We start from the raw sequence: 20,794 nt of genomic DNA on the forward strand, positions 1-20,794 counted from the left end.
TTTATCTTAAACTAAAGGGCTAAATTATAGCTCGCCTTCGTTTTCAGATAAGAATTTAGCTACGCCTTCAGGGCTTGCGTCCATTCCTTTTTTACCTTCAGTCCAACCAGCAGGACATACTTCGCCGTGCTCGCTGTGGAATGCTAGTGCATCAACCATACGGATCATTTCGTCGATGTTACGACCAAGTGGTAAATCGTTCACTACTTGGTGACGTACGTTACCTTCTTCGTCGATTAAGAAAGAACCACGAAATGCAACGCCGGCTTCTGGGTGCTCAACGTCGTATGCTTTACAGATTTCGTGCTTAACGTCTGCAACTAGTGCGTATTGAACTTTACCAATACCGCCGTCTGCTACAGCCGTGTTACGCCATGCGTTGTGTGAGAACTGTGAATCGATTGAAACACCAATTACTTCTACACCACGTTTTTGGAATTCTGCATAGCGCTTATCAAAAGCAATAAGCTCAGAAGGACATACAAAAGTGAAATCTAGTGGGTAGAAAAAGATTACTGCTTTTTTACCTTTGATTTTTTCGTGAAGGTTATAGCTATCTACAATCTCACCGTTACCTAGAACAGCTGCAGCGGTAAAGTCTGGTGCCTGACGGCCTACTAATACACCCATTTTATTCTCCAAATATTTTGAGTTTATTGTCAATTGCTTACGCAATACTGATAGTAATATGGGCACTAATTCTTAAATTACAATAGCACCATATCTAATTAATCATTATTCTATGGCTATCAAAAATAAATTAACAATCGTATTTATAGATAGCGCCGTTCTAAAATAGCGAACGCTTGATAAATGCACTAATTATTGTTCATAAAAAAGCCTGCTTAAAGCAGGCTTTTTTACTAATCCATAATGTCGCTAGGCATATCACCGCGAATATGTTGCCATATTTCACCGGTTTGATGACCATACTTGCGCATCATGAATATCGCACCATCGTGCTCTTTATTCTCAGCAAGCTTAGTTAAATCTTTATAGAATTGACGTGCAAGCTCACGGGTACGAGGATCTGAAAAGTAATGACAACCAATCTTAGAATAAAAGCCTTTAAAACCATTAAGGATCAGCACATATATGCGGTTGTTACCAGCAACAGCTAACTCATGGTGCACTTTATAGTCATAATCAGCAAATGCTTGTGCGCTGTCTTCTAGTTCATCACTTTGCGATAAAATTTCAATAACACGCTCTGGTGCAAGCTTTATTGCTGCACGAGTGTAAATCGCGCTGATGTTAGTGCGAGCTGAAAGTAACTGATCAGTTAGCTCTGGCATTTTATCTTCGTCTAAACGAGCCAGTGTTTCAAGGATATTTAGTCCTGACGTTTCCCAAAAATTATTTACGCGAGTGGGTTTACCATGTTGGATTGTTAACCAACCGTCTCTGGCTAATCGTTGTAATACTTCACGCAATGTGGTTCTAGTAACACCAATTAACTCTGAGAGTTCACGCTCAGCTGGCAGAATTGAACCTGGAGGGAAATCACCATTCCAGATTGACTCTACTATGTATTCCTCAGCAAATCCTGCTGGGCTTTTCGCTTTAAAAATTCTCATTCAATTCCTACTCGAATTAATTCACATTACATCGCTACATACGATTAACTGACTGATTGTACCAGACAAGTCACAACTAACAAGTAAAGTAAGTTAAATTACCTAGGTATGTGATTAAAAGGGTAACTTTACTGGTAGAAATTAAACACAATATGAATGCCCACCTATTATTCATACGAGACACTTTAACTATTATTCTATACCTCTTTCCTATTCATGAATCATGATTAACTTGATGGCTCTGAGTAGGTCGATTAGGGGAAGTCATGCAGCACAGGATCTCTAACTTTGAGGGACGACAAGCTTTCATAGCCCTCGTTTTTTCCTTTTACTTGCCCCGCTGTTTATCCTAAGTCATAATCTAAGCCCTTATTTAAATACGGATTTGTTATGAACTGGCTTGCTAATCTAAGTACTCAGCGTACACCTTGGTTATTATTCAGTGGGATTGTTTTTCTACTTGAAGTTACTGCACTTTTCTTTCAATACAACATGGGGTTAGCGCCATGTATTATGTGTATTTACCAGCGCACCGCAGTATTAGGTCTACTTTTTGCGGGTATTATTGGAGCTAGTAAACCAAACAATCTCGCAGTACGTATTGTTGCCTATACAACATGGGGGATTTCAAGTGTATGGGGGCTACTAATAGCTCGTGAGCATATTGAAATGCAAACAACCACAGACCCATTTGCATTTAGCTGTGAATTTGAGCCAAATTTTCCAGAATTTATGCCGTTACATCACTGGATACCACAATTTTTTGAAGCGACAGGTGATTGCGGAAATATAGATTGGCAATTTGCCAGCCTAAGTATGCCAGCATGGATGGAAATTATTTTTGTACTCTTTACCGCCACACTGTTTATATTAGTGGCCAGTCGATTAATTACTAAAAAGTCACTTTAATATGTTTACTTTTTTTTCAAGCCAAGTTGATGAGCTTAAACATTTAAAAGTTCGTCAACGACAAACTGTTATAGCTATCTCTTTAAGCATGCTATCACCCAGTGACAGAGTCTTTATACGCATACTAAAGCTGATGCTATTAAGCCCATTCTTTTTAATATTTACTCTTTTCGAAGGTTGGTTACTGGTGCCCTTTTTAATTGTAGCTGGGTTGAGCTATCCGCTATTAACAGCACCAGTAGATATTAACTTTGCTAAAAAGCACCTTGGTGCTGCCTTAAAACAGTTTGATCAGGGCGCATAGCGCCCTTTTTAGTTAAAACGTCACCTTTCCATCAAGTTTGGCTAGCATTTTTTTACCCACCCCTTTTACTTTAGCTAGATCTTCAAGTGATGCGAAATCACCATTAGCTTCTCTATAGTCGATAATTGCCTGTGCCTTTTTCTTACCGACACCTGGTAACTTAATTAACTGTTTTAAATCAGCAGTATTAATATTAACCATGGCTGATTGCATCTGCTCTGATAGCATATCGCTTTGCGCAAAGGTGGTACCCATAGGTAATAAACATAAAGCAGCTGCTAACGAGATTATTTTAATTAATTTCATACTATTTCCTTTTGTGTTCCTACATGAACATTCGTTGATTATTTACACCCAGCACTTTTAAGTAAGTTGTGGTTACTAAGTACTAACGGTAACAATCACTCCTTGCGACTCCTTTACTGCAACGCGTTATAAAGTGACTTAATAAATAAAGTAGAGTTGGCCTTTATTGTCAATTAAGCTGCAGATAAACTAAGGCTAAAGCTTGCAAAATAACGCGCAAGCTTGTACTGTACATAAAAACAGTAATCTAATGATTTAAAATAATCATATTGCCACGTAAGTAAGCAGGAGAAATCATGGCTGTTGTTGTTAAATATGTTGTAGAACGAAACGGAGTCGAGCGCATGACGTTTACTACTAAAAAAGAAGCTGATGCCTATGACAAAATGCTCGATATCGCGGAGTCACTAGAACTAATGCTTGAAAAAGTAGATGTGCCTCTAAGTGAACAACAAGTTGAGTCACTTGCACTTGAGATTGCGAAAAGTAAAGACGACTTTATGGCGGTACTTAAGGGGACTAAAGAAGTACCTGCAAAAGCTAAAAAAACAAAGTCAGATAACGTTGCTGATATAAAAGATAAAGCAGCGAGCTAATCTAAAAAACAGTAATGCAGCTTATAAGCCGACTACTAATTTATGAAACTGAATTCGTGATTCGTATTCAGTTTTTTTATGTCTTTAAGTAATGATAACGAGAAGCGAGTAAGTCATCACAATTTGCTATTGTTAAAAGTCAGTCAATAAAAAATGCCAACCAGTTAAACTGGTTGGCATTTTTTTAAACCAAAACTTTACGTTAGCTAATCAATTACAATGACGATTCAACTTCATCAAACAGATCAGTAATTTCCTTTTTTGGCTCAGCAGTTACAAGGCTTCCTACTACAATAGCAATACTTGCTAAAATAAAGCCAGGGACGATTTCATATATCACGCTGCTTAAGCTATCACCATTAATAGTAATAGGCGCATAAATCCATACAAGCACAGTTAGAGCACCAACAACCATACCGCTAATAGCCCCTTTTAGGTTCATACGCTTCCAGTAAAGACTAAACAATACCAATGGACCAAATGCAGCACCAAAACCTGCCCATGCATTACTTACTAAATCTAGTATTGAACTATTGCGGTCATACGCTAAGTAAATTGCAAATAACGCAACCAGTATCACGCTAATACGGCCTACTAATACCAGCTCAGTTTGCGAAGCATTACGATTTAAGTAAATCTTATAAAAGTCCTCAGTTAAAGAACTTGAACACACCAACAATTGCGATGAGATAGTACTCATAATCGCAGCTAAAATAGCCGCCAGTAGGAAACCTGCAATTAACGGGTGGAAAATTAATTCAGCCAATACTAAGAAAATTGTTTCTTTATCGGCAATCGGCATTTGATTTTCAATCATGAATGCAGCACCAAATAGGCCAGTAAATACCGCACCAATAGCAGATAACGTCATCCAAGACATACCAATACGACGCATGGTTGGCATTTCTTTTACTGAACGAATAGACATGAAACGAACAATAATATGCGGCTGACCAAAGTAACCTAAACCCCATGCCATTGCAGAAATAATAGCAATAGTAGAACCACCAGCAAACCAGTCAAGCATACTTAAAGAATGAATTTCGCTTGCTTTAGGCGAGCTTAGTAACTGCTGATAATTTGCATTTGCTAAGGTATCCATAAATGGCTGGTCAAGCATCATATAAGTGGCAATTGGCACTGCTAACAACGAAATAAACATGATACAGCCTTGCACAAAGTCTGTAAGGCTAACCGCTAAAAACCCACCAAATAAGGTATATACCACTACCACACCAGTGGTGATGTATAGGCCCATTTCGTAACTCATTTGAAATGAGTTTTCAAATAACTTACCACCGGCAACAACACCCGATGAAGTGTATAAGGTAAAGAAAACTATAATTACTATTGCAGAGATAACACGTAGGATATTTTTGTTGTCATCAAAACGATTTGCAAAGAAATCGGGGATAGTAATGGAGTCATTGGCTTTTTCAGTATAGACACGCAGTCTTGGGGCGACTAAAAAGTAGTTTGCCCATGCACCTAATACTAAACCAATTGCAATCCAAACCTTACTCAACCCAAATAAATACATTGCGCCGGGTAAGCCCATTAATAACCAACCACTCATATCTGATGCACCAGCCGATAAGGCAGCTACACTGGGGGCTAAATTACGACCACCTAGCATATACCCTGAAATATCACTGGTAGATTGCTTATATGCGTATAGTCCTATTCCTAGCATTACAATAAAGTACAATGCCAGTGAAATAATCATTCCTGTTTCCAAATTCGCCTCCACTTAAAAAAGTAATAACAGGCTTGTAATCCAAATAATGACTCTTGAAATCTTATAATTAAGACAGTATTGGAATAAAAGCTTTCTACCCAACTATAACACGGTAATTGCTAATAACTCCAACCCGCTAATTTAAGTAGATAAAAAACCATCTATTCGCTCGCTTTTAAAACAAATAGAATAAAAAACAATGAGTTTAGATTAATAAAAATCACCTAAGCCATGATATTTTATTAATAATAATTCATTTTACCGATGCTATTTTGAATGTTTTCCAATATATTATTACAATGTTAATCAATTTCTACTGTTTCGGAATCTTATATGTATTTTTACGCTGCTCGCCAACCTATTTTAGATCGCAATAAGGAACTAATTGGCTACGAGCTTTTATTTCGTGATGGAGTAGATAACGTATTTCCGAACATTGACGGCGACGAAGCAACGTCTCGCCTAATTGAAGGCAGCCAGTTTAATTTTGGTCTTGAAGATTTAACCGATAATAAACCCGCTTATATTAACTTTACTTTAGACACCTTATTAAAAGGCTACCCCACGCTATTAAACAAAAACGGGGTTGTGATTGAAATACTAGAGACCGTTCAGCCAGGAAAACGTCTGCTAGCAATAGTTAAAGACCTAAAAGAGAAAGGGTACACACTCGCCCTAGATGACTATGCGCATCAACCGGTATGGCGTCACTTTTATCCGTTTATTGATATCATTAAAGTTGACTTTTTAACCTGTGATATGGAAACCGTTAAAACGATCATTGAAGACTTAAAACCTTACCCACATATCAAGTTACTCGCAGAAAAAGTTGAAACTTACGAGCTTTACAACCAAGCTTTTGAGTTGGGCTTTGAGTACTTTCAAGGCTTTTTCTTTTCAAAACCCGAGATGGTGCAAAGTAAAGCCTTACCGCCATCTGGCATGGCACTGGCTGAACTGCTCTATGAAACATCCAGTGTAGAAATGGATCTTAAGAAGATCACCGATGTATTTGAGCGTGATGTTAACTTATCTTACAAGCTCTTGCGCTATTCCAACTCAGCGGCATTTACCCGCCGCTCTGAAATAAACACTATAAAACAAGCACTAATTGTACTAGGGGCTGCTGAAATAAAAAAACTGCTCTCTTTATTGTTTGCAGCACAAGTATCTGCAGATAAGCCATTGGAACTTATTAGACTGTCGTTAACACGGGCGCGTTTTTGTGAGTTGTTAGCTATTTCACATGGCAAACTTAAAGATACAGGTATGGCGTTCTTAACCGGCATGATGTCGCTTATGGATGCGATATTAGATGAAGAAATGGACAGCGTAATGCTTAAATTACCTTTGTCTAATGAGATAAAAACAGCGCTGTTAAAAAATGAAGGACTACTTGCTGAATACTTAAACTTAGTCACTCTGTATGAGCATGGTGATTGGCAAGCTGCGAACGATAAAGCCCAGCAATTAAACTTAGGCGATGAAGTGCCTGATGCATATCACGAAGCACTCAACTGGGTTAGTGAGCAAATGCGAGTGATGATTGATAGCTAAAATATCTTTAATACCCATAAACAAAACGCCAGCAGATGCTGGCGTTTTGTTTTTATTAAAGGCTTTCTAAGAAATCCTCATCAAAATCTTCAGGCTCTTCTTTTATTGGCGGGTTACCGTCAAATAATTCGTATAATTGACGCTGAAAATAAATGTCTTTAATAAATAAGTAGGGGTCTAACGAATCATTTAATAACCCTTCCTGTGCCATTAATGACGCACGCGCTTCAACTGCTTTTAGTGCAAACACTAAAATAGTTTGTGGTGTAGTCAGTGCTATTTCAGGCAGTACAACATTATCAACTACATCACCAGTTAAGTTACGCGCGGTAGATGGCCCCATTGCTGGGATCATTAAATAAGCACCATCACCCACTCCCCACACACCTAGCGTTTGGCCAAAGTCCTCGCTAGTTACTTCAAGCCCAAGTGAGCTGGCTACATCAAATATGCCAAATACACCCACCGTTGAATTCACTAAAAAACGTGCAAAATTAATTCCAGCACTGCTTGGTTTTCCTTGCAGGCCGGCATTTATAATATCAACGGGTGCAGTAATATTATCGGTAAAGTGCACAATACTACGACGAACAGGCTGCGGTGTAACAGTGATATAACCCACTGCTGCTGGCCTTAAAATATAGGTATCGAGTACGTCCATATTAAAGTCATAAATGGGTCTATTTACACTTTGTAAGGGATCGCGCTCATCATATTTACTCTCGGGTACTTGAGCACAGCCCGATAAAGTGAGTAAACATAATAAAAGTAAGCCTTGTTTTAACATCTCAAATCCTTAAGGTATTAATGTATCAATGTTCAGTTGCACTTGTCGCACATCTTTACGAAGCAGTACTTCAGAGTGGCCTTCAAGCTCACCAGTACTTGGCATCACTGAATCATCATTAGAAATACGCGCAGAAATAACAATTTCATTAGCACTGGATAAATTTAGCCCTGCCATCATGGCGTTCTCGTCGCTGAGCTCAACGGTGATTGGAAAGCTATAGTCAGTCAGTTTAACAACGGCTAAAGGCATTGGTGAACCTTCAGAAGCTTTAGCAAACACAAACAAAATACCGTTACTGGGCTGTTTATCTTCGAGTTGCTCGTCAACCTTAACCGTGACCTGAATTCCTTGAACAACTTGCAGCTCGTGATTATTCAGCTCGCTTTTCTGAGCTATTTGACCATCGATTTCGTTAATGCGCTCAGAAATCATAGCATAACGCGTATCTGACTCGTCCATACTGGCAAGAAGTACCTCAAATGCAGCTTTTGCCTGTACCCAATCTTTTCTCTCAAAGGCAATCAGCGCAAGTAGCGAAATCGCATCGAGATTATTTGGCTGCGCTTGTAGCACTTTAGAAAGCATACCCGCTGCGCGAGTCATATTCTCATCACTGCCCTCAAGTAGTAATACCTGTGAGTAACTCACCAAGGCTTGCATATTATCAGGGTTCATTGACAATGCTTTATCAAATGACTGTTTTGCCATGTCAAACTCATTAAGCATAATAGCGACACGCCCTAACAGCATCCAAGCTACTTCATCATCACCGCTTTGACTTAACTTTGTACGCAGTGCCAATGCAAACGCTTGAAGTTCATTTTTAGATAACGGCTCACCTTTTTGCATTACGGCACGTTGACCATAATCGGCTAAGTTGTCCATTGCATCATGCCACGCCGAAATTTGTTGTTGGCTGCCTGTCATCGCATAAAATATACCTGCTAATGCAATTAAAAACGCTGCCCCTGTTAAAGCAAATATACGGTTATCACCACGACTGTTTAGTGACTTTTCTGGCGATAATTCATTAAGCAAACGACGTTTTAGCTCAATAATAGCCTCGTTATGGTTTTGCGAGTCTATACGTTGATTGTCTAAATCAGCCTGCAGTTCAACTAAACGCTGCTCATAAATGCTGATAAGCTGTGCATTAGCGTTGTGAGTAATAGTTACTACGCGCTCTTTTTTTAAAAAAGGCACAATAATAAACAGCAATGCAATGAGTGTGAGTAAAGCAAAAGACGCCCACATTAAAATCATTTAACTTTGCTCCTGACGTTTATTTTGTTTAATCAACTTATTGAGCATCACTTCATCAGCGTCACTCCATGTTTGTTTTACCGACGCTTTACGTTGGCGAATAACAATAAAACCAAAGCCTATTATTACAATGAGTACTGGTAACACCCACAGAATTAACGTAGCCGGCGTTACTGGTGGATCGTAATGAACAAAGTAGCCATAGCGGTCAATCATATAGTCAATGACTTCATCTTTGCTTTTACCATCTTTTACTAACGCCAATACACGATCACGCAAGTCTTTTGCAACTACGGCATCTGAATCAGCAATGTTTTGATTTTGACATTTAGGGCAGCGTAATTCTTTAGTTAGCTCTTCAAAACGAATCGCTTGTTCATTGCTATCAAACTGATAACGATCTTGCTGAGCAAACGCTGCTAAACTAATAAATAAGCTAAGGGTTAATAAAAACAATCTCATGGCTGCAGCTCCTGCATAAGAGGCGCAAACTTAGCGCGCCAAACTCGAGGGTTTATATCACCGGTGTGGTGTAACAAAATAGTGCCATTTTTATCAACTAAAAATGTTTCTGGTGCTCCAGACACACCCAAGTCTAACGCCAAAGAGCGCTCTAAATCTAAAATATTAAACTGATACGGATCACCGGCGCGCGCAAGCATATTACTGACATCGTCACGCAGTGCTTGCATATCAAACGGGCCATCAAAATCGGCATCGTAACTTTGAACATAATACAAGCCGATAATTTTAATGCCTTGTTCGCGAAGCTTAGTTAAATAATCAAGCTCAGCTAAACACGTTGGGCACCATGTGCCCCACACGTTTAATAAATACACGTCACCTTTTAACTGCTCATCAGTCCAACGTTTATTATCTTGCATTAAATCAGGCAAGTTAAATGTTGGTACGGTTTGACCAATGCGCCCTGTTTGTATTTCCCGAGGGTTAGCAAACAACCCTTGGTATAAAAACACACAAATAAAGATAAAAATTAATAAAGGGACTATTGCCATCAATTTCCGATTCATAACGCCCCCTCTAATTCATCTTTGCGAGGTGAAGCGCGATAACGCTTATCAAATAAAATCACAAACCCAGCAAGTGAAATCAAAACACCACCGATCCACATCCAACGCACAAACGGCTTGTGATAAATACGTAATGACCATGCCCCTTCACTTAATTGCTCTCCAAGGGCGAGGTATAAATCACGAGTAAACCCAGCATCTATTGCTGCTTCAGTCATAAATTGCATACCAATGTCGTATCGGCGTTTTTCTGCATAAAGACGCGCAATTGTTGTGTCTTCTTTTAGTACTGTTACCACACCCGCATGACCGCTATAGTTTGCACCACGAATTGTCTTCACGCCTTCAAAACGGTATTGATACTGATTTAGCTGTACGCTATCACCAGGCTTCATTGATACATCACGCTCAACTGAATACGCCGAAGTAAGCGTAATACCGGCAATAACAAAGGCCAAACCAACATGGCCAAGCACCATAGCCCAATAACTTAAACCTAAGCGTTTGATGCCGAGCTTAAGTGAGCCATGAACAGCAGCCTTGGTGTAAAGGTCAATAAAGGTAGCAATAAATATCCATACACCTAACGTAGTTGCTAACAGAGTGAGCGGCGTAACTACTTCATAACTGCTAAATAGCCACGCACAGGTAATAACGACGCTGGCTAGTGCGCCAACAAATATTTTGTTTTGTAAAAACGCCCATTTATTTTGCTTCCAGCGCAAAAATGGCCCTATGCCCATTAAAATCGCAAATGGCACCAGTAGAATGGCAAACATTTTATTAAAGAAAGGTTCGCCAATAGAAATACTGCCTAAGCCCATTTCTTTGTGCACCATAGGTAATAAAGTACCCAATAGTACAATTAAGGTAGCAACCACTAGGAAAATATTATTTAGCCAAAGTGCCACTTCACGAGAGACAAACTTATAACGCCCCTCACTTTTAACCTGTGAAACACGCAAGCCGTAAAGCGCTAGGCCGCCGCCAACAACAATAGCTAAGAAGGCAAGGATAAACAGCCCTCGATCCGGATCGGTTGCAAAGGCGTGCACCGAAACAATAATCCCTGAGCGAACAATAAAAGTCCCTAGTAAGCTTAATGAAAAAGCAGCAATTGCTAATAAAACGGTCCATGATTTAAATACACCGCGCTTTTCAGTCACACTTAAAGAGTGTAATAAAGCAGTTGCCACTAACCATGGCATAAGTGATGCGTTTTCAACTGGATCCCAGAACCACCAGCCACCCCAGCCAAGCTCTGCATAAGCCCACCAACTGCCTATAGTAATACCTAATGTTAAGAAGCCCCATGCTGTCATTGTCCATGGGCGTGACCACTTAGCCCAGGTATTATCGAGTTTACCAGTTAACAGCGCGGCAATAGCAAAAGAAAAAGCCACAGAAAGACCTACATAACCCATGTAAAGTAATGGTGGATGAATGATCATCCCTGGGTCTTGTAATAATGGGTTTAAATCTCGCCCTTCAACAGGAAAATAGGGCAATAAACGCTCAAACGGACTTGAGAGCAGTAAGGTGTACATCATAAAGCCGACACCTAAAAAGCCAAGCACACCCAAAACGCGAGCACGAAGTATCCAAGGTAGTGACTTAGAACGCATAGCAACAACGGCTGTCCACCCTGCTTGCATTAATAACCACAGTAAAATAGCACCTTCATGTCCGCCCCACGTAGAGGTGATTTTATAATACCAAGGCAAAGTGCTACTTGAATGATAAGCAACGTAAGATACGGTAAAGTCGTCGGTTAAGCTGGCATAGATAAGTGCAGCGAATGACAACGCAACAAATGCAAATTGACCAATCGCTAATGATGGCGCCGCACGCATCAAACGAAGGTTTCCTGTGTGTGCTCCCCAAAGTGGAAAAATACACAACAGCACACTGAGCACCATGGCCAATGTTAAAGAAAAATAACCAAGTTCAGGGATCATATTAACTCCCACTATCTAAGTTATATTTTGGCTTTTCGTGCTTAATGCCTTTTACAGCTTCAGCAACTTCCGCCGGCATATATTCTTCATCATGCTTGGCCAACACTTCAAATGCTTCAATCACGTTAGGCTCTACTAACACACCTTGCGCAACAATCCCTTGTCCTTCACGAAACAAATCAGGCAAAATACCTTGATAACGTACCGTTACCAATGGCCCCGTATCAATCAGCTTAAAGCTTACTTTTAAGCTTTGTTCATTTCTGATCACAGTGCCTGGCACAACCATGCCGCCAATTCTCAACTTTTGGCCTACAAACGGCTTTTCTTTATTAGGACCTTTACCATCAATTAATTCGCTGGGGGTGTAAAACAAATTAATATTTTCTTGTAAGGCGTACAACACTAAACCAATTGATCCGCCAATACCAAAGAGTACGGCGATAATAACCAAAAGGCGCTTTTTACGTCTTGGGTTCACGAGGTTTGCTCCTGCTTAGAATTTTTAATTCGAGTTTCACGCGCTATTTGCTGCTCAATCGACGCTAAAATTTGTTTTTTATCGCGTAGTGAGCTGAATAGAATACCTAATAAAATCAATGCGCATGTTCCAAAAGAAAGCCATACATAAAAGCCATAGCCTCCCATTGCAATAAAATCTGAAAACGAGTCAAACTGCATAATTACCCCTTAGTTAACAACTGTCGCACCCATGGGCGGTGCTTTTCACGGTGTAAAATTTCATTTTTAAGACGAATTAAAGTCACAGTACCAACAAACGCGGCAAAGGCTAAAATATTAATCATTAACGGCCAAAACATACTTGGGTCAACCGCATCGCGGTTAAACTTAGTGATGCTCGCCCCTTGATGCAGGGTATTCCACCATTCCACCGAAAAGTGGATGATAGGCAAGTTGATCACTCCAACAATAGCTAAAATAGACGCGGCGCGACCGGCTGACTTTTTATCTTCAAAGGCATGGTACAAAGACAACACCCCTAAGTATAAAAATAATAAAATAAGTTCAGAAGTCAGCCGAGCATCCCATACCCACCACGCGCCCCACATTGGTTTACCCCATGCAGCACCAGTAATTAAAGCAATTGCTGTCATACACGCACCAACAGGCGCGATTGCAATTACCGCAAGCTCGGCATTACGTAACTGCCATACCAAGGCAACAATGGCAGCAATCGCCATTGATGAATATGCGCCCATAGATAAAATAGCGGAGGGCACGTGAATAAAAATAATACGGTAACTGTCTTTTTGTTGGTAATCAGCAGGGGCAAAACCTAATCCCCAAACCCAACCAACAATCATACTAACGACCGTAACTACTGCAAAATATGGCAGTAGAGTATTGCATAATTGATATGCTCGCTCTGCTTTCGCATACGGATGTAACCACTTCCACATATTAACTTACACTCACTTTTAATGCTGATGATATGGCAATTGGCGCACTAATAATCGCAACGACTAACATGGCACCTAGGATTGCAAGCTGACCACTGTAATCCAGCGACATAGTACTGGTATCAATAGCGGAAGTTGCAAAAATTAAAACCGGGATATACAAAGGCAAAACGAGTAAACTCATTAAAATACCGCCTTTTTGTAATCCCACCGTTAGGCCTGCTCCTATCGCGCCAATAAAGCTCAATAAAGGAGTTCCCAATAATAGCGTTAATAACGTGGCCATTAGGGCCGTCGTTTCTAAATTTAGTAGTAAAGCAAATAAAGGCGTCATTAGCACTAGCGGTAAACCGGTGATCACCCAATGAGCCGCAACTTTACCTAATACGGTTAATGATAAAGGGTAAGAGGAAGCAATGAGTTGTTCTAAAGAGCCATCGTTATAGTCATCTCTAAATAGCTTATCAAGTCCAAGCATGGTTGATAATAAAGCCGCAACCCAAATAATGCCCGGTGCCATTCTTGATAACAACCCAGGTTCTGGCCCTATCGCTAGTGGAAATAACGAGATAACAATTAAAAAAAACAAGATAGGATTAACTATTTCAGCGCGCTGACGAAAAGCGAGCTTAACGTCTTTGCTAAATACCGCGACAAATAACTGCCAATATGAGTGCTGTCTTGTCATTAGTGGCGGTACTCCAAAGTCAAGGTCTGTAAGTCACTAAAGTGGGTGGTTAGGTCTTGGTGTGTTGTTAACAAAATAGCGCCCCCTTTTGATAAGTGCTCGGTAAAGCGTTGCTGCAAAAAGGCAACCCCACTTTTATCGAGCGCTGTAAAAGGTTCATCTAAAATCCATAACTTGGCTTCAGATAACCACAAACGAACTAAAGCCACCCGTCTTTGCTGACCTGCCGATAATGTTCTTACGGGCACATCTTCCAGCCCTACCAAACCTAACTTACTTAACAAAGGATATAAATCAGGTGTATTTACATAACCATTAATAGCCAACCAATGTGCTACATTTTCAAGTGCACTAAGTTGTACATTAACTCCGGTTTTATGGCCTATAAATAATAAGTCTCTGGCGTATTCGTCATAATATTTTTTGATAGATTGATTACGGTATAAAATATCACCTTCGTCAGGCAGCGAAAAACCGGCAATAATGCGCAATAATGATGTTTTACCAGCCCCATTAGGACCAGCTAACTGCATGATTTGACCGCTTTTAAGGCTAAAATTAAGTTCATCAAACAAACAACGCTCTTGCTTGATACAAGTAACGGACTTAATGTGTAACAAGATGACGATTCTCTCTGCCAAAAATTAGCGGTAAGTCTACCATAATGATAGGGTAATACGAATATTGCTTTAGAATCGATTTACTTAAAATACAGAAAACTTGATATAAAATAATGAATACACCAACGCACATTACAGTGACTAACCCACAGGTTAGTAATCAAACAACCGATTCGGGTAAAACTGCGTTACCAATACTGCCGCCTGAAGTACTAGCAGCAAAAAACATTCAGTTTTCTAAAGATTCAGTGACGCTTGATGTATTTATGAATAAGCATTGGCAAACAATTCGGCTCACTGTTAATGATGCACCGACAAATGTTGAAAAAATAGCAAGCGCTAACATACAGCTAAGTGCAGATGGTAAAAGCTTAACCATTATTCCTAACAACAGTACCTTATCAATTAAACAACCAGAACAGTTACAGCGGTTTTTAAACTTTATAAACACTCAAAGTGATATTCAAAACAACCCGCTATCGATACAAGTTACTTTAAAGCCAACGCCAAAACTGGTGATTGAAAAATTTAATGCCAGCATCGCCATTAATAAACAAATAGCGCAATTACTGGCCGAAGAACCCTTATTAAAAGGCATAATTGAGACTGATGGCAAAGGTACACGTCTAAATATCATTAATCGTTTTGCTGACATTGTACATTCTCAACCTTTAAGCCAGGCAAAACTAACACAATTAGTTGCTAACAATTTAGGTCATGCTCAGCTTCATGCAATGCCCAAGTTTGCGGTGCTAACTCCAAATACCGCAAAAAGCTCGTTAAATATTAGCTTAAGCCATCAACAGTTATCTGAACTACCCACAGCGCCGACTAAGGTAACTATTAGCAGTCAAGCAGATAAACTATTAATTAAAACCGCTTATCAAAATATAACCGTGGAGCTTAAAAACTCATTTAGCAAACCATTTAATGAGATGCTGTCACAGCAACCGCAAGTTGCTATCGATTCGCAAAAAATTAAGCCTCATCCACTTAGTACCGTTAATAGTCCAATTCAATCATGGCTAAAAAGCAGTTTTGCTGATTTTAAAACGCGTATTTTAGATGCAGTAAAACATTTTGAAAGCAAGCCATTTACCACTGCATTAAACGTATCTCAAAAACCAAATGTTGTTGATGAACAACAAAAATGGCTCACACCAACGCAAAAAATAGACATTACGCAATTAAAAAGCCCCTTAGGAACTGCCCCCCCTTTAGTGCAACTAACCCAGCAGCTAAAAACCAGTATCTCTTTATGGCAACAGCGGACGTTATCAACATCCGTAGACTTGCACCCTGTTGTTACCCAATCAGCACAAACAGCTAATCGATCCTTAGCAGCCGTTAATCATTTACAACCGCTGGAAAAGCTATTATTAGCAACCGTTTTAAAGCAAACCGCAACCGCTCCAATAGAGCAAAAAGAAGCAAGCAAACACGTTCTAAGCAGCCAACTAAACACTATCGTAACTAAGGCGGCAGATCAGGGTACTGACTTAAACCGCTTGGTTAATCAAGCTTTTAACCGTATGTTGTCAGAAAGTAATTTACACCCGACCACCATACAACGTGAAATACTCAGCACTATAAAACCGACGCAACTAACCAGTGACACTTTGCAGAGCTCGTTTAATCGAGGTGTAGAACAACTTTCATTAAGCATTTTAGCTGCACCGATTATTAACCAAAACCCAACTGCCGTTAGCATTAATAATCAAAGCGGTTTAGATGCCCTACTTCAGGTTTTATTACCAAGCTTCAAGACCGGTAATAATACCAATAAGTTATTAGAACAGTTACAGCAACCACAAGTGCAAGCATTAGCAGGTGAATTAACACAAATTAAAAACACCTTAAGCCAAGTACAAGCTCCCGTTTTGAGCCAGCAGCCTGACACTAACTCCTTAGTGCAGTTTTTATTGCCTATGAAACTGCCACCAGAGGCGGCACAAACAGAAATATCGTTAGGACAATATAAAAAGCCAAACAATGACAAATTAGCGGATAAAAACGTGTGGTTTGTAAGATTAAATTTTGATTATGCTGAACTAGGTAAGCTGCAAATAACCGCAGAGTTGATGGACAAAGCATTAGATTGTCAGTTATTAGCGTCCACTCAAGCTGTGAGCGCGTTGGCTCATCCACACCTTGATAATTTACGCTCAAAACTAGCAAAACAGGGCTTACAAGTCGGCGATCTTAATTTGAAACGCGCAGATGACAACCATCAAGCATTTTACCAATCCCATGCCATTATAAATATTAAGGTTTAGCCATGACGGATTCATTTAAAAACAATTCAGCAATTGGACTGCTCTACGAAACGGGTAATTCACCCACCGTAAGCGCTAAAGGGTTTGGAGAATTGGCGGATGAAATTATTGCCCTAGCTAAAGATAAAGGTATTTTAATCCATCAGGATGAAGCACTTGCAAATACACTTTCGAAATTAGAGCTTGGCGAAGAGATCCCTAAAGAGCTTTACTTTGTTATTGCTGAACTGATTGCTTTTTCATATGTGGTAAGAGGGAAATTCCCGCCCGGATGGCAGGACTTTCAAGGAAAGCTCAATATAAAAGCATGAGCCAATATGATAAAAACAAAAAAGGCGCTAAGCGCCTTTTTGTTTGTGTAAAGAAAATAACAGTTCTGCTTCGGCGCGGGGTAATTCACACTCGCGAATAACCTCATCTAAATCAGCTCCTAGCTCAACCATTTTTACCGCTCGAGAGTATATTTTAGCATCAGGGTCATCGTATTTTTGAGCAGCTTGTTGCTGTATCAGCTCTTGGTTTTGTTGTTCTACCTCAAGCACTCGTTTACCAATACTCATTAACCCAGTTCGTAACTCAGAGACTTCGCTACGTAAAATATTAATCTGCTCTGATGAATCTTTAAATTGCTGTAATTGTGCACCAAGCTCATTCGCATAACGCTTTTTAAACATCACAATTAACAGCAGCGAGAATAGCCCAAATGCCAAACCCGCAATTGCAATACCAAGTAATAACATAATTTTATGTAGAGAAGCTTATATATCGCTTAACTCATCCCATTCGTCATCACTAAGTAGCTTGTTTAAATCAACTAGAATAAGCAGCTCATTATCGCGGTTGCATACACCTTGAATAAATTTGGCACTTTCTTCAGTACCTACATTTGGCGCACTGTCAATTTCAGAGCTACGTAAGTACACAACCTCAGAAACGCTATCGGCTAAAATACCAATCACTTGCTCTTCAGCTTCAATAATCAAAATACGTGAATTGTCGGTCGCTTCAATATCAGGTAATCCAAAGCGAGAGCGAGTATCAATAACGGTAACAACATTACCACGTAAGTTAATAATACCAATCACATAAGAAGGCGCACCTGGAACAGGAGCAATTTCGGTGTAACGCAGTATTTCTTGCACTTGCATTACATTCACGCCATAGGTTTCATCTTCTAACTTAAACGTAACCCACTGCAAAATTTCATCATTATTATCTGCATTTTTTTTAGCTGACAGTAATTTATCTTCACTCATGCTCTTACCTCGTAATGGTCATTACTTGTGACGGCTATCTAAGCCTTTCTCTAATAGTGCATTTAAATTATTAACATCTATTAAAGCACACATTTTTTCTTTAATTACTCCAGCAAGCCATGGGCGCTTACTGTTATTTGTACGCCATTTTACATCTTCTTTACTCAATGTAATGTTATTTATTAGTTTTTCTGCTAATAAACCCCACTTGCTATCACCTAAAGTGATTAGATATTGATAATTTAAGGACGCTTCTAACTGTTCATCGTATTTTTCGGGCATAACCCAGCGCGCGGTATCAACAACATTGAGCTTTTCTTCTCGATTGATCATGACACCTTTAAACCACTTAGGTTTACCAAATAAATGATTCACTTCTCCAAGCTCATGTATACCGCCTAACGCTTTTAATGGCACGGCTAAAGTGAGTCCTGCTACTTCAAAAAATAATGCCTGAAATTCACCATCAAAGTATTCAGCTTCATTACCAAGTGCTACATCATGTTCAGTTTCAAGCTGCTGCGCTTGGTGAGATTCTATTTCTACATTTGTTACCTGCTCATTGAGCTTTTCAACTTCAACAACCGGCTCGACTACAGGCTCAACCTGCAGTGATTGCTCTTTTTGCTCTTCATAAGCTACCTGCTCAAGCAATTTAGCAACAGGCTCAAGGTCTTTCGCTGGTGCGTCATCAGATAATAACGCCCCTAAATACTGAGTGACTACTTTTTCATTAGCAAATAATTGCTTACTCATTTATTAACCTTGTTTTATTAAATATTCAAGCAATGCTTTATAAGCATAGACTCCACGCGCATTAGGGCAAAAATCAATAGGCACTTTTTGCGCTAAACTCGCATCTCTAAATTTAGTATCAACAGGAATAACACCTGGCCATACTTTTTCTTTATACGTATCTTGTAATGTTTTATAAGCCTCAAGTGACGCTTTGGTACGCTTATCATACATAGTTGGAATTATAGTATATTCATAGCTTTTCGCTTGCGAGGTTTGCATTAACTCCATAGTACGCATCATTCTATCAAGCCCCTTGAGCGCTAAGAACTCAGTTTGTACTGGCACCAACACTCTTTCACAAGCTGCTAGGGCATTGACCATAAGCACCCCTAGAACGGGCGGACAATCTAGAATTGCGTAATCGTAATACTCGCTAATTTTAGCCAATGTTTTTTTTAAAATCAGGCCCATCCCCGTTTTATTACCCATGCTACGGTCAAGTGTAGCAATCGCCATGGTGGCAGGTAAAATATCAAGGTTTTCTATGGTTGAGGGACATAATGCTTGCAATATTTCTTCGCTTTTCATGCTCGATCCACGAGTAAAAATATCGTAAACACTAACCTCTAAATCTTCAGAATCAATACCAAAGTAATAAGTTAATGATGCATGAGGATCGGTGTCAATCAGTAACACTCGCTTGCCTTGAAGCGCAAGGATCCCAGCAAGGCTAACCGCTGTAGTGGTTTTGCCTACCCCTCCTTTTTGATTGGCTACTGTCCAGATTTTCACATTACATCCTAATTACTGTTCATTACGCGTGGTAACACGAATACCACCATGCTCTAAGCGAATTATTTTTATTGTATCGTCTTGAGTAGGTAGCTCAACTTCAGTTGGTTTAGCTGCTTCAGAAACTTGCTGCTCAGTAGCCTCATTCGATGACTCTGAAACCAAGCCGTATTTAGAAAGCGCAATCACCACTTTGCGGTTTTCAGCCCGCCCAGCTTCGGTATCATTATCTGCAAAAGGTGAATATTGGCCGTACCCCTCAATTGCCATGCGCGCAGATTGAATACCTAAGCGCTCTAATTCAACTAATATTGATGTTGCACGTGCCACCGACAACTCCCAATTAGAGCGAAATATTTCATTGCGAATGGTTTCGTTATCTGTGTATCCTCGCACTCTTATATAGTTATCGACAGGTGCAATTATTGCTTCAATCTTTTTTACGACTTCTTTGGCTTGATTATGCGCAACTGCACTACCACTGGCAAACAAAAGCCCTGAATTAAGCTCAATAACCAACCAATCTTGACTGAGCTCTAAACTTGCCTCGCCACTTCGTATTTCATCAATAAGTGACGATTGTAGCTTAACTAATAAACTATCGAGTGGCTTGCCTAGGTGACGTTGGCTGATATTACTATTGTCACTTTGACCATCGAGCAATACCGGCCCTTGTTCTTGTTTTAGAATACTTTCGCCATATAAAACCTCAGCCTCTGGAGTCACTCTTTCAAGCAACAAAGCGTCGCCGTTAACCCCTTTACCTTGCTGAGAAAATTGTTTCGCTGACTTATCAAAAACATGCTCCAGGGAATCAGATAGTACTTGTATATTGTCTTCTTTGTTTATTGCAATGGCATACAATACAACAAAAAATGCGAACATAATGGTCATGTAATCTGCATAAGAAACTAGCCAACGCTCAGTGTGTTGGCTTTTAGTGTTTTGATGACGTAAGCGACGGCGCAACATAA

25 protein-coding genes are annotated in these 20,794 nt (G+C 39.7%); 6 read left to right on the forward strand and 19 right to left on the reverse strand.

Features of this window, described 5'->3' with window-relative positions; genetic code table 11:
* Positions 1 to 24 precede the first annotated feature (24 nt).
* Together CWB75_RS09405 and fadR are read right to left on the reverse strand one after the other, a co-directional pair.
* A complete protein-coding gene (locus CWB75_RS09405; protein ID WP_008109095.1) occupies positions 25 to 630 on the reverse strand; it encodes a peroxiredoxin in 606 nt (201 codons plus the stop codon).
* Between the two features lie 233 nt (positions 631 to 863).
* Positions 864 to 1,577 carry a fatty acid metabolism transcriptional regulator FadR gene (gene fadR, locus CWB75_RS09410; RefSeq protein ID WP_008109093.1) on the reverse strand — a complete coding sequence of 238 codons (714 nt, stop codon included), beginning with the start codon at positions 1,575 to 1,577 and terminating at the stop codon, positions 864 to 866.
* Positions 1,578 to 1,967: 390 nt separating this feature from the next.
* On the opposite strand from fadR, the gene dsbB reads away from it, so the two are divergent.
* Both dsbB and CWB75_RS09420 read left to right on the forward strand, forming a co-directional pair.
* Positions 1,968 to 2,486 carry a disulfide bond formation protein DsbB gene (gene dsbB, locus CWB75_RS09415; RefSeq protein ID WP_010387961.1) on the forward strand — a complete coding sequence of 173 codons (519 nt, stop codon included), beginning with the start codon at positions 1,968 to 1,970 and terminating at the stop codon, positions 2,484 to 2,486.
* A 1-nt stretch (position 2,487) separates the two neighbouring features.
* A complete protein-coding gene (locus tag CWB75_RS09420; RefSeq protein WP_010387958.1) occupies positions 2,488 to 2,790 on the forward strand; it encodes a DUF6170 family protein in 303 nt (100 codons plus the stop codon).
* A 12-nt stretch (positions 2,791 to 2,802) separates the two neighbouring features.
* Here CWB75_RS09420 and CWB75_RS09425 read toward each other — a convergent pair whose 3' ends face one another.
* On the reverse strand, positions 2,803 to 3,096 hold the full coding sequence (locus tag CWB75_RS09425; protein ID WP_055013029.1) for a ComEA family DNA-binding protein: 294 nt from the start codon (positions 3,094 to 3,096) through the stop codon (positions 2,803 to 2,805).
* 296 nt (positions 3,097 to 3,392) lie between these two features.
* On the opposite strand from CWB75_RS09425, the gene CWB75_RS09430 reads away from it, so the two are divergent.
* The gene (locus tag CWB75_RS09430) at positions 3,393 to 3,692 is read left to right on the forward strand and encodes a YebG family protein (RefSeq protein WP_010387955.1); all 300 of its coding nucleotides are present in this window, start codon (positions 3,393 to 3,395) and stop codon (positions 3,690 to 3,692) included.
* A gap of 214 nt (positions 3,693 to 3,906) precedes the next feature.
* On the opposite strand, the gene putP is transcribed toward CWB75_RS09430, so the two are convergent.
* A complete protein-coding gene (gene putP, locus CWB75_RS09435; RefSeq protein WP_138570490.1) occupies positions 3,907 to 5,418 on the reverse strand; it encodes a sodium/proline symporter PutP in 1,512 nt (503 codons plus the stop codon).
* A gap of 345 nt (positions 5,419 to 5,763) precedes the next feature.
* On the opposite strand from putP, the gene CWB75_RS09440 reads away from it, so the two are divergent.
* Entirely contained in the window at positions 5,764 to 6,987 is a 1,224-nt protein-coding gene (locus tag CWB75_RS09440; protein WP_010387954.1) for an EAL and HDOD domain-containing protein, read from the forward strand.
* A 55-nt stretch (positions 6,988 to 7,042) separates the two neighbouring features.
* On the opposite strand, the gene CWB75_RS09445 is transcribed toward CWB75_RS09440, so the two are convergent.
* From CWB75_RS09445 to ccmA, 10 genes are read right to left on the reverse strand one after another with little or no spacing between them, the layout of a single operon-like run.
* On the reverse strand, positions 7,043 to 7,774 hold the full coding sequence (locus tag CWB75_RS09445; protein WP_054201699.1) for an MlaA family lipoprotein: 732 nt from the start codon (positions 7,772 to 7,774) through the stop codon (positions 7,043 to 7,045).
* A 9-nt stretch (positions 7,775 to 7,783) separates the two neighbouring features.
* Positions 7,784 to 9,040, reverse strand: a complete 1,257-nt coding sequence (gene ccmI / locus CWB75_RS09450) for a c-type cytochrome biogenesis protein CcmI (RefSeq protein ID WP_138570491.1) — start codon at positions 9,038 to 9,040, stop codon at positions 7,784 to 7,786.
* Positions 9,041 to 9,502, reverse strand: coding sequence for a cytochrome c-type biogenesis protein (locus tag CWB75_RS09455; protein ID WP_010387951.1), 462 nt, complete (start codon positions 9,500 to 9,502; stop codon positions 9,041 to 9,043).
* Positions 9,499 to 10,071, reverse strand: coding sequence for a DsbE family thiol:disulfide interchange protein (locus tag CWB75_RS09460; RefSeq protein ID WP_036933069.1), 573 nt, complete (start codon positions 10,069 to 10,071; stop codon positions 9,499 to 9,501). The genes CWB75_RS09455 and CWB75_RS09460 overlap by 4 nt, the downstream gene beginning before the upstream one ends.
* On the reverse strand, positions 10,068 to 12,029 hold the full coding sequence (locus CWB75_RS09465; RefSeq protein WP_138570492.1) for a heme lyase CcmF/NrfE family subunit: 1,962 nt from the start codon (positions 12,027 to 12,029) through the stop codon (positions 10,068 to 10,070). The genes CWB75_RS09460 and CWB75_RS09465 overlap by 4 nt, the downstream gene beginning before the upstream one ends.
* 1 nt (position 12,030) lies before the next feature.
* The gene (ccmE, locus tag CWB75_RS09470) at positions 12,031 to 12,510 is read right to left on the reverse strand and encodes a cytochrome c maturation protein CcmE (protein ID WP_075169670.1); all 480 of its coding nucleotides are present in this window, start codon (positions 12,508 to 12,510) and stop codon (positions 12,031 to 12,033) included.
* Positions 12,507 to 12,710 carry a heme exporter protein CcmD gene (gene ccmD / locus CWB75_RS09475; protein WP_055013035.1) on the reverse strand — a complete coding sequence of 68 codons (204 nt, stop codon included), beginning with the start codon at positions 12,708 to 12,710 and terminating at the stop codon, positions 12,507 to 12,509. The genes ccmE and ccmD overlap by 4 nt, the downstream gene beginning before the upstream one ends.
* A gap of 2 nt (positions 12,711 to 12,712) precedes the next feature.
* Positions 12,713 to 13,450 carry a heme ABC transporter permease gene (locus CWB75_RS09480; protein WP_036985043.1) on the reverse strand — a complete coding sequence of 246 codons (738 nt, stop codon included), beginning with the start codon at positions 13,448 to 13,450 and terminating at the stop codon, positions 12,713 to 12,715.
* 1 nt (position 13,451) lies between these two features.
* On the reverse strand, positions 13,452 to 14,138 hold the full coding sequence (ccmB, locus tag CWB75_RS09485) for a heme exporter protein CcmB (protein WP_054201703.1): 687 nt from the start codon (positions 14,136 to 14,138) through the stop codon (positions 13,452 to 13,454).
* The gene (gene ccmA / locus CWB75_RS09490; RefSeq protein ID WP_075169671.1) at positions 14,138 to 14,758 is read right to left on the reverse strand and encodes a cytochrome c biogenesis heme-transporting ATPase CcmA; all 621 of its coding nucleotides are present in this window, start codon (positions 14,756 to 14,758) and stop codon (positions 14,138 to 14,140) included. Before ccmA ends, ccmB begins: the two co-directional genes overlap by 1 nt.
* Before the next feature lie 113 nt (positions 14,759 to 14,871).
* On the opposite strand from ccmA, the gene fliK reads away from it, so the two are divergent.
* Positions 14,872 to 17,034, forward strand: coding sequence for a flagellar hook-length control protein FliK (gene fliK / locus CWB75_RS09495; RefSeq protein WP_138570493.1), 2,163 nt, complete (start codon positions 14,872 to 14,874; stop codon positions 17,032 to 17,034).
* 2 nt (positions 17,035 to 17,036) lie between these two features.
* Positions 17,037 to 17,345, forward strand: coding sequence for an EscU/YscU/HrcU family type III secretion system export apparatus switch protein (locus CWB75_RS09500; protein WP_054201705.1), 309 nt, complete (start codon positions 17,037 to 17,039; stop codon positions 17,343 to 17,345).
* Between the two features lie 27 nt (positions 17,346 to 17,372).
* Here CWB75_RS09500 and CWB75_RS09505 read toward each other — a convergent pair whose 3' ends face one another.
* From CWB75_RS09505 to CWB75_RS09525, 5 genes are read right to left on the reverse strand one after another with little or no spacing between them, the layout of a single operon-like run.
* Positions 17,373 to 17,774, reverse strand: coding sequence for a DUF2802 domain-containing protein (locus tag CWB75_RS09505; protein WP_054201706.1), 402 nt, complete (start codon positions 17,772 to 17,774; stop codon positions 17,373 to 17,375).
* Positions 17,775 to 17,792: 18 nt separating this feature from the next.
* Positions 17,793 to 18,290: a chemotaxis protein CheW gene (locus CWB75_RS09510; protein WP_008112225.1), complete on the reverse strand. Its 498-nt coding sequence runs from the start codon at positions 18,288 to 18,290 to the stop codon at positions 17,793 to 17,795.
* 21 nt (positions 18,291 to 18,311) lie between these two features.
* A complete protein-coding gene (locus CWB75_RS09515) occupies positions 18,312 to 19,046 on the reverse strand; it encodes a CheW domain-containing protein (protein WP_138570494.1) in 735 nt (244 codons plus the stop codon).
* A 3-nt stretch (positions 19,047 to 19,049) separates the two neighbouring features.
* Entirely contained in the window at positions 19,050 to 19,820 is a 771-nt protein-coding gene (locus CWB75_RS09520; protein WP_055013038.1) for a ParA family protein, read from the reverse strand.
* Between the two features lie 12 nt (positions 19,821 to 19,832).
* Positions 19,833 to 20,792 carry a flagellar motor protein MotB gene (locus CWB75_RS09525; RefSeq protein WP_138570495.1) on the reverse strand — a complete coding sequence of 320 codons (960 nt, stop codon included), beginning with the start codon at positions 20,790 to 20,792 and terminating at the stop codon, positions 19,833 to 19,835.
* Between the last annotated feature and the right edge of the window lie 2 nt (positions 20,793 to 20,794).

This window comes from Pseudoalteromonas sp. S1608 (genome assembly GCF_005887265.1).
In the GTDB taxonomy this organism is placed as follows: Bacteria; Pseudomonadota; Gammaproteobacteria; order Enterobacterales; family Alteromonadaceae; genus Pseudoalteromonas; species Pseudoalteromonas undina.

Excerpts from the sequence above, each read along its gene's own strand:
- CWB75_RS09405 (WP_008109095.1), bottom strand. The coding sequence starts at position 630 with ATGGGTGTATTAGTAGGCCGTCAGGCACCAGACTTTACCGCTGCAGCT.
- fadR (WP_008109093.1), bottom strand. The coding sequence starts at position 1,577 with ATGAGAATTTTTAAAGCGAAAAGCCCAGCAGGATTTGCTGAGGAATAC.
- dsbB (WP_010387961.1), top strand. The coding sequence starts at position 1,968 with ATGAACTGGCTTGCTAATCTAAGTACTCAGCGTACACCTTGGTTATTA.
- CWB75_RS09420 (WP_010387958.1), top strand. The coding sequence starts at position 2,488 with ATGTTTACTTTTTTTTCAAGCCAAGTTGATGAGCTTAAACATTTAAAA.
- CWB75_RS09425 (WP_055013029.1), bottom strand. The coding sequence starts at position 3,096 with ATGAAATTAATTAAAATAATCTCGTTAGCAGCTGCTTTATGTTTATTA.
- CWB75_RS09430 (WP_010387955.1), top strand. The coding sequence starts at position 3,393 with ATGGCTGTTGTTGTTAAATATGTTGTAGAACGAAACGGAGTCGAGCGC.
- putP (WP_138570490.1), bottom strand. The coding sequence starts at position 5,418 with ATGATTATTTCACTGGCATTGTACTTTATTGTAATGCTAGGAATAGGA.
- CWB75_RS09440 (WP_010387954.1), top strand. The coding sequence starts at position 5,764 with ATGTATTTTTACGCTGCTCGCCAACCTATTTTAGATCGCAATAAGGAA.
- CWB75_RS09445 (WP_054201699.1), bottom strand. The coding sequence starts at position 7,774 with ATGTTAAAACAAGGCTTACTTTTATTATGTTTACTCACTTTATCGGGC.
- ccmI (WP_138570491.1), bottom strand. The coding sequence starts at position 9,040 with ATGATTTTAATGTGGGCGTCTTTTGCTTTACTCACACTCATTGCATTG.
- CWB75_RS09455 (WP_010387951.1), bottom strand. The coding sequence starts at position 9,502 with ATGAGATTGTTTTTATTAACCCTTAGCTTATTTATTAGTTTAGCAGCG.
- CWB75_RS09460 (WP_036933069.1), bottom strand. The coding sequence starts at position 10,071 with ATGAATCGGAAATTGATGGCAATAGTCCCTTTATTAATTTTTATCTTT.
- CWB75_RS09465 (WP_138570492.1), bottom strand. The coding sequence starts at position 12,029 with ATGATCCCTGAACTTGGTTATTTTTCTTTAACATTGGCCATGGTGCTC.
- ccmD (WP_055013035.1), bottom strand. The coding sequence starts at position 12,710 with ATGCAGTTTGACTCGTTTTCAGATTTTATTGCAATGGGAGGCTATGGC.
- CWB75_RS09480 (WP_036985043.1), bottom strand. The coding sequence starts at position 13,450 with ATGTGGAAGTGGTTACATCCGTATGCGAAAGCAGAGCGAGCATATCAA.
- ccmB (WP_054201703.1), bottom strand. The coding sequence starts at position 14,138 with ATGACAAGACAGCACTCATATTGGCAGTTATTTGTCGCGGTATTTAGC.
- fliK (WP_138570493.1), top strand. The coding sequence starts at position 14,872 with ATGAATACACCAACGCACATTACAGTGACTAACCCACAGGTTAGTAAT.
- CWB75_RS09500 (WP_054201705.1), top strand. The coding sequence starts at position 17,037 with ATGACGGATTCATTTAAAAACAATTCAGCAATTGGACTGCTCTACGAA.
- CWB75_RS09505 (WP_054201706.1), bottom strand. The coding sequence starts at position 17,774 with ATGTTATTACTTGGTATTGCAATTGCGGGTTTGGCATTTGGGCTATTC.
- CWB75_RS09510 (WP_008112225.1), bottom strand. The coding sequence starts at position 18,290 with ATGAGTGAAGATAAATTACTGTCAGCTAAAAAAAATGCAGATAATAAT.
- CWB75_RS09515 (WP_138570494.1), bottom strand. The coding sequence starts at position 19,046 with ATGAGTAAGCAATTATTTGCTAATGAAAAAGTAGTCACTCAGTATTTA.
- CWB75_RS09525 (WP_138570495.1), bottom strand. The coding sequence starts at position 20,792 with ATGTTGCGCCGTCGCTTACGTCATCAAAACACTAAAAGCCAACACACT.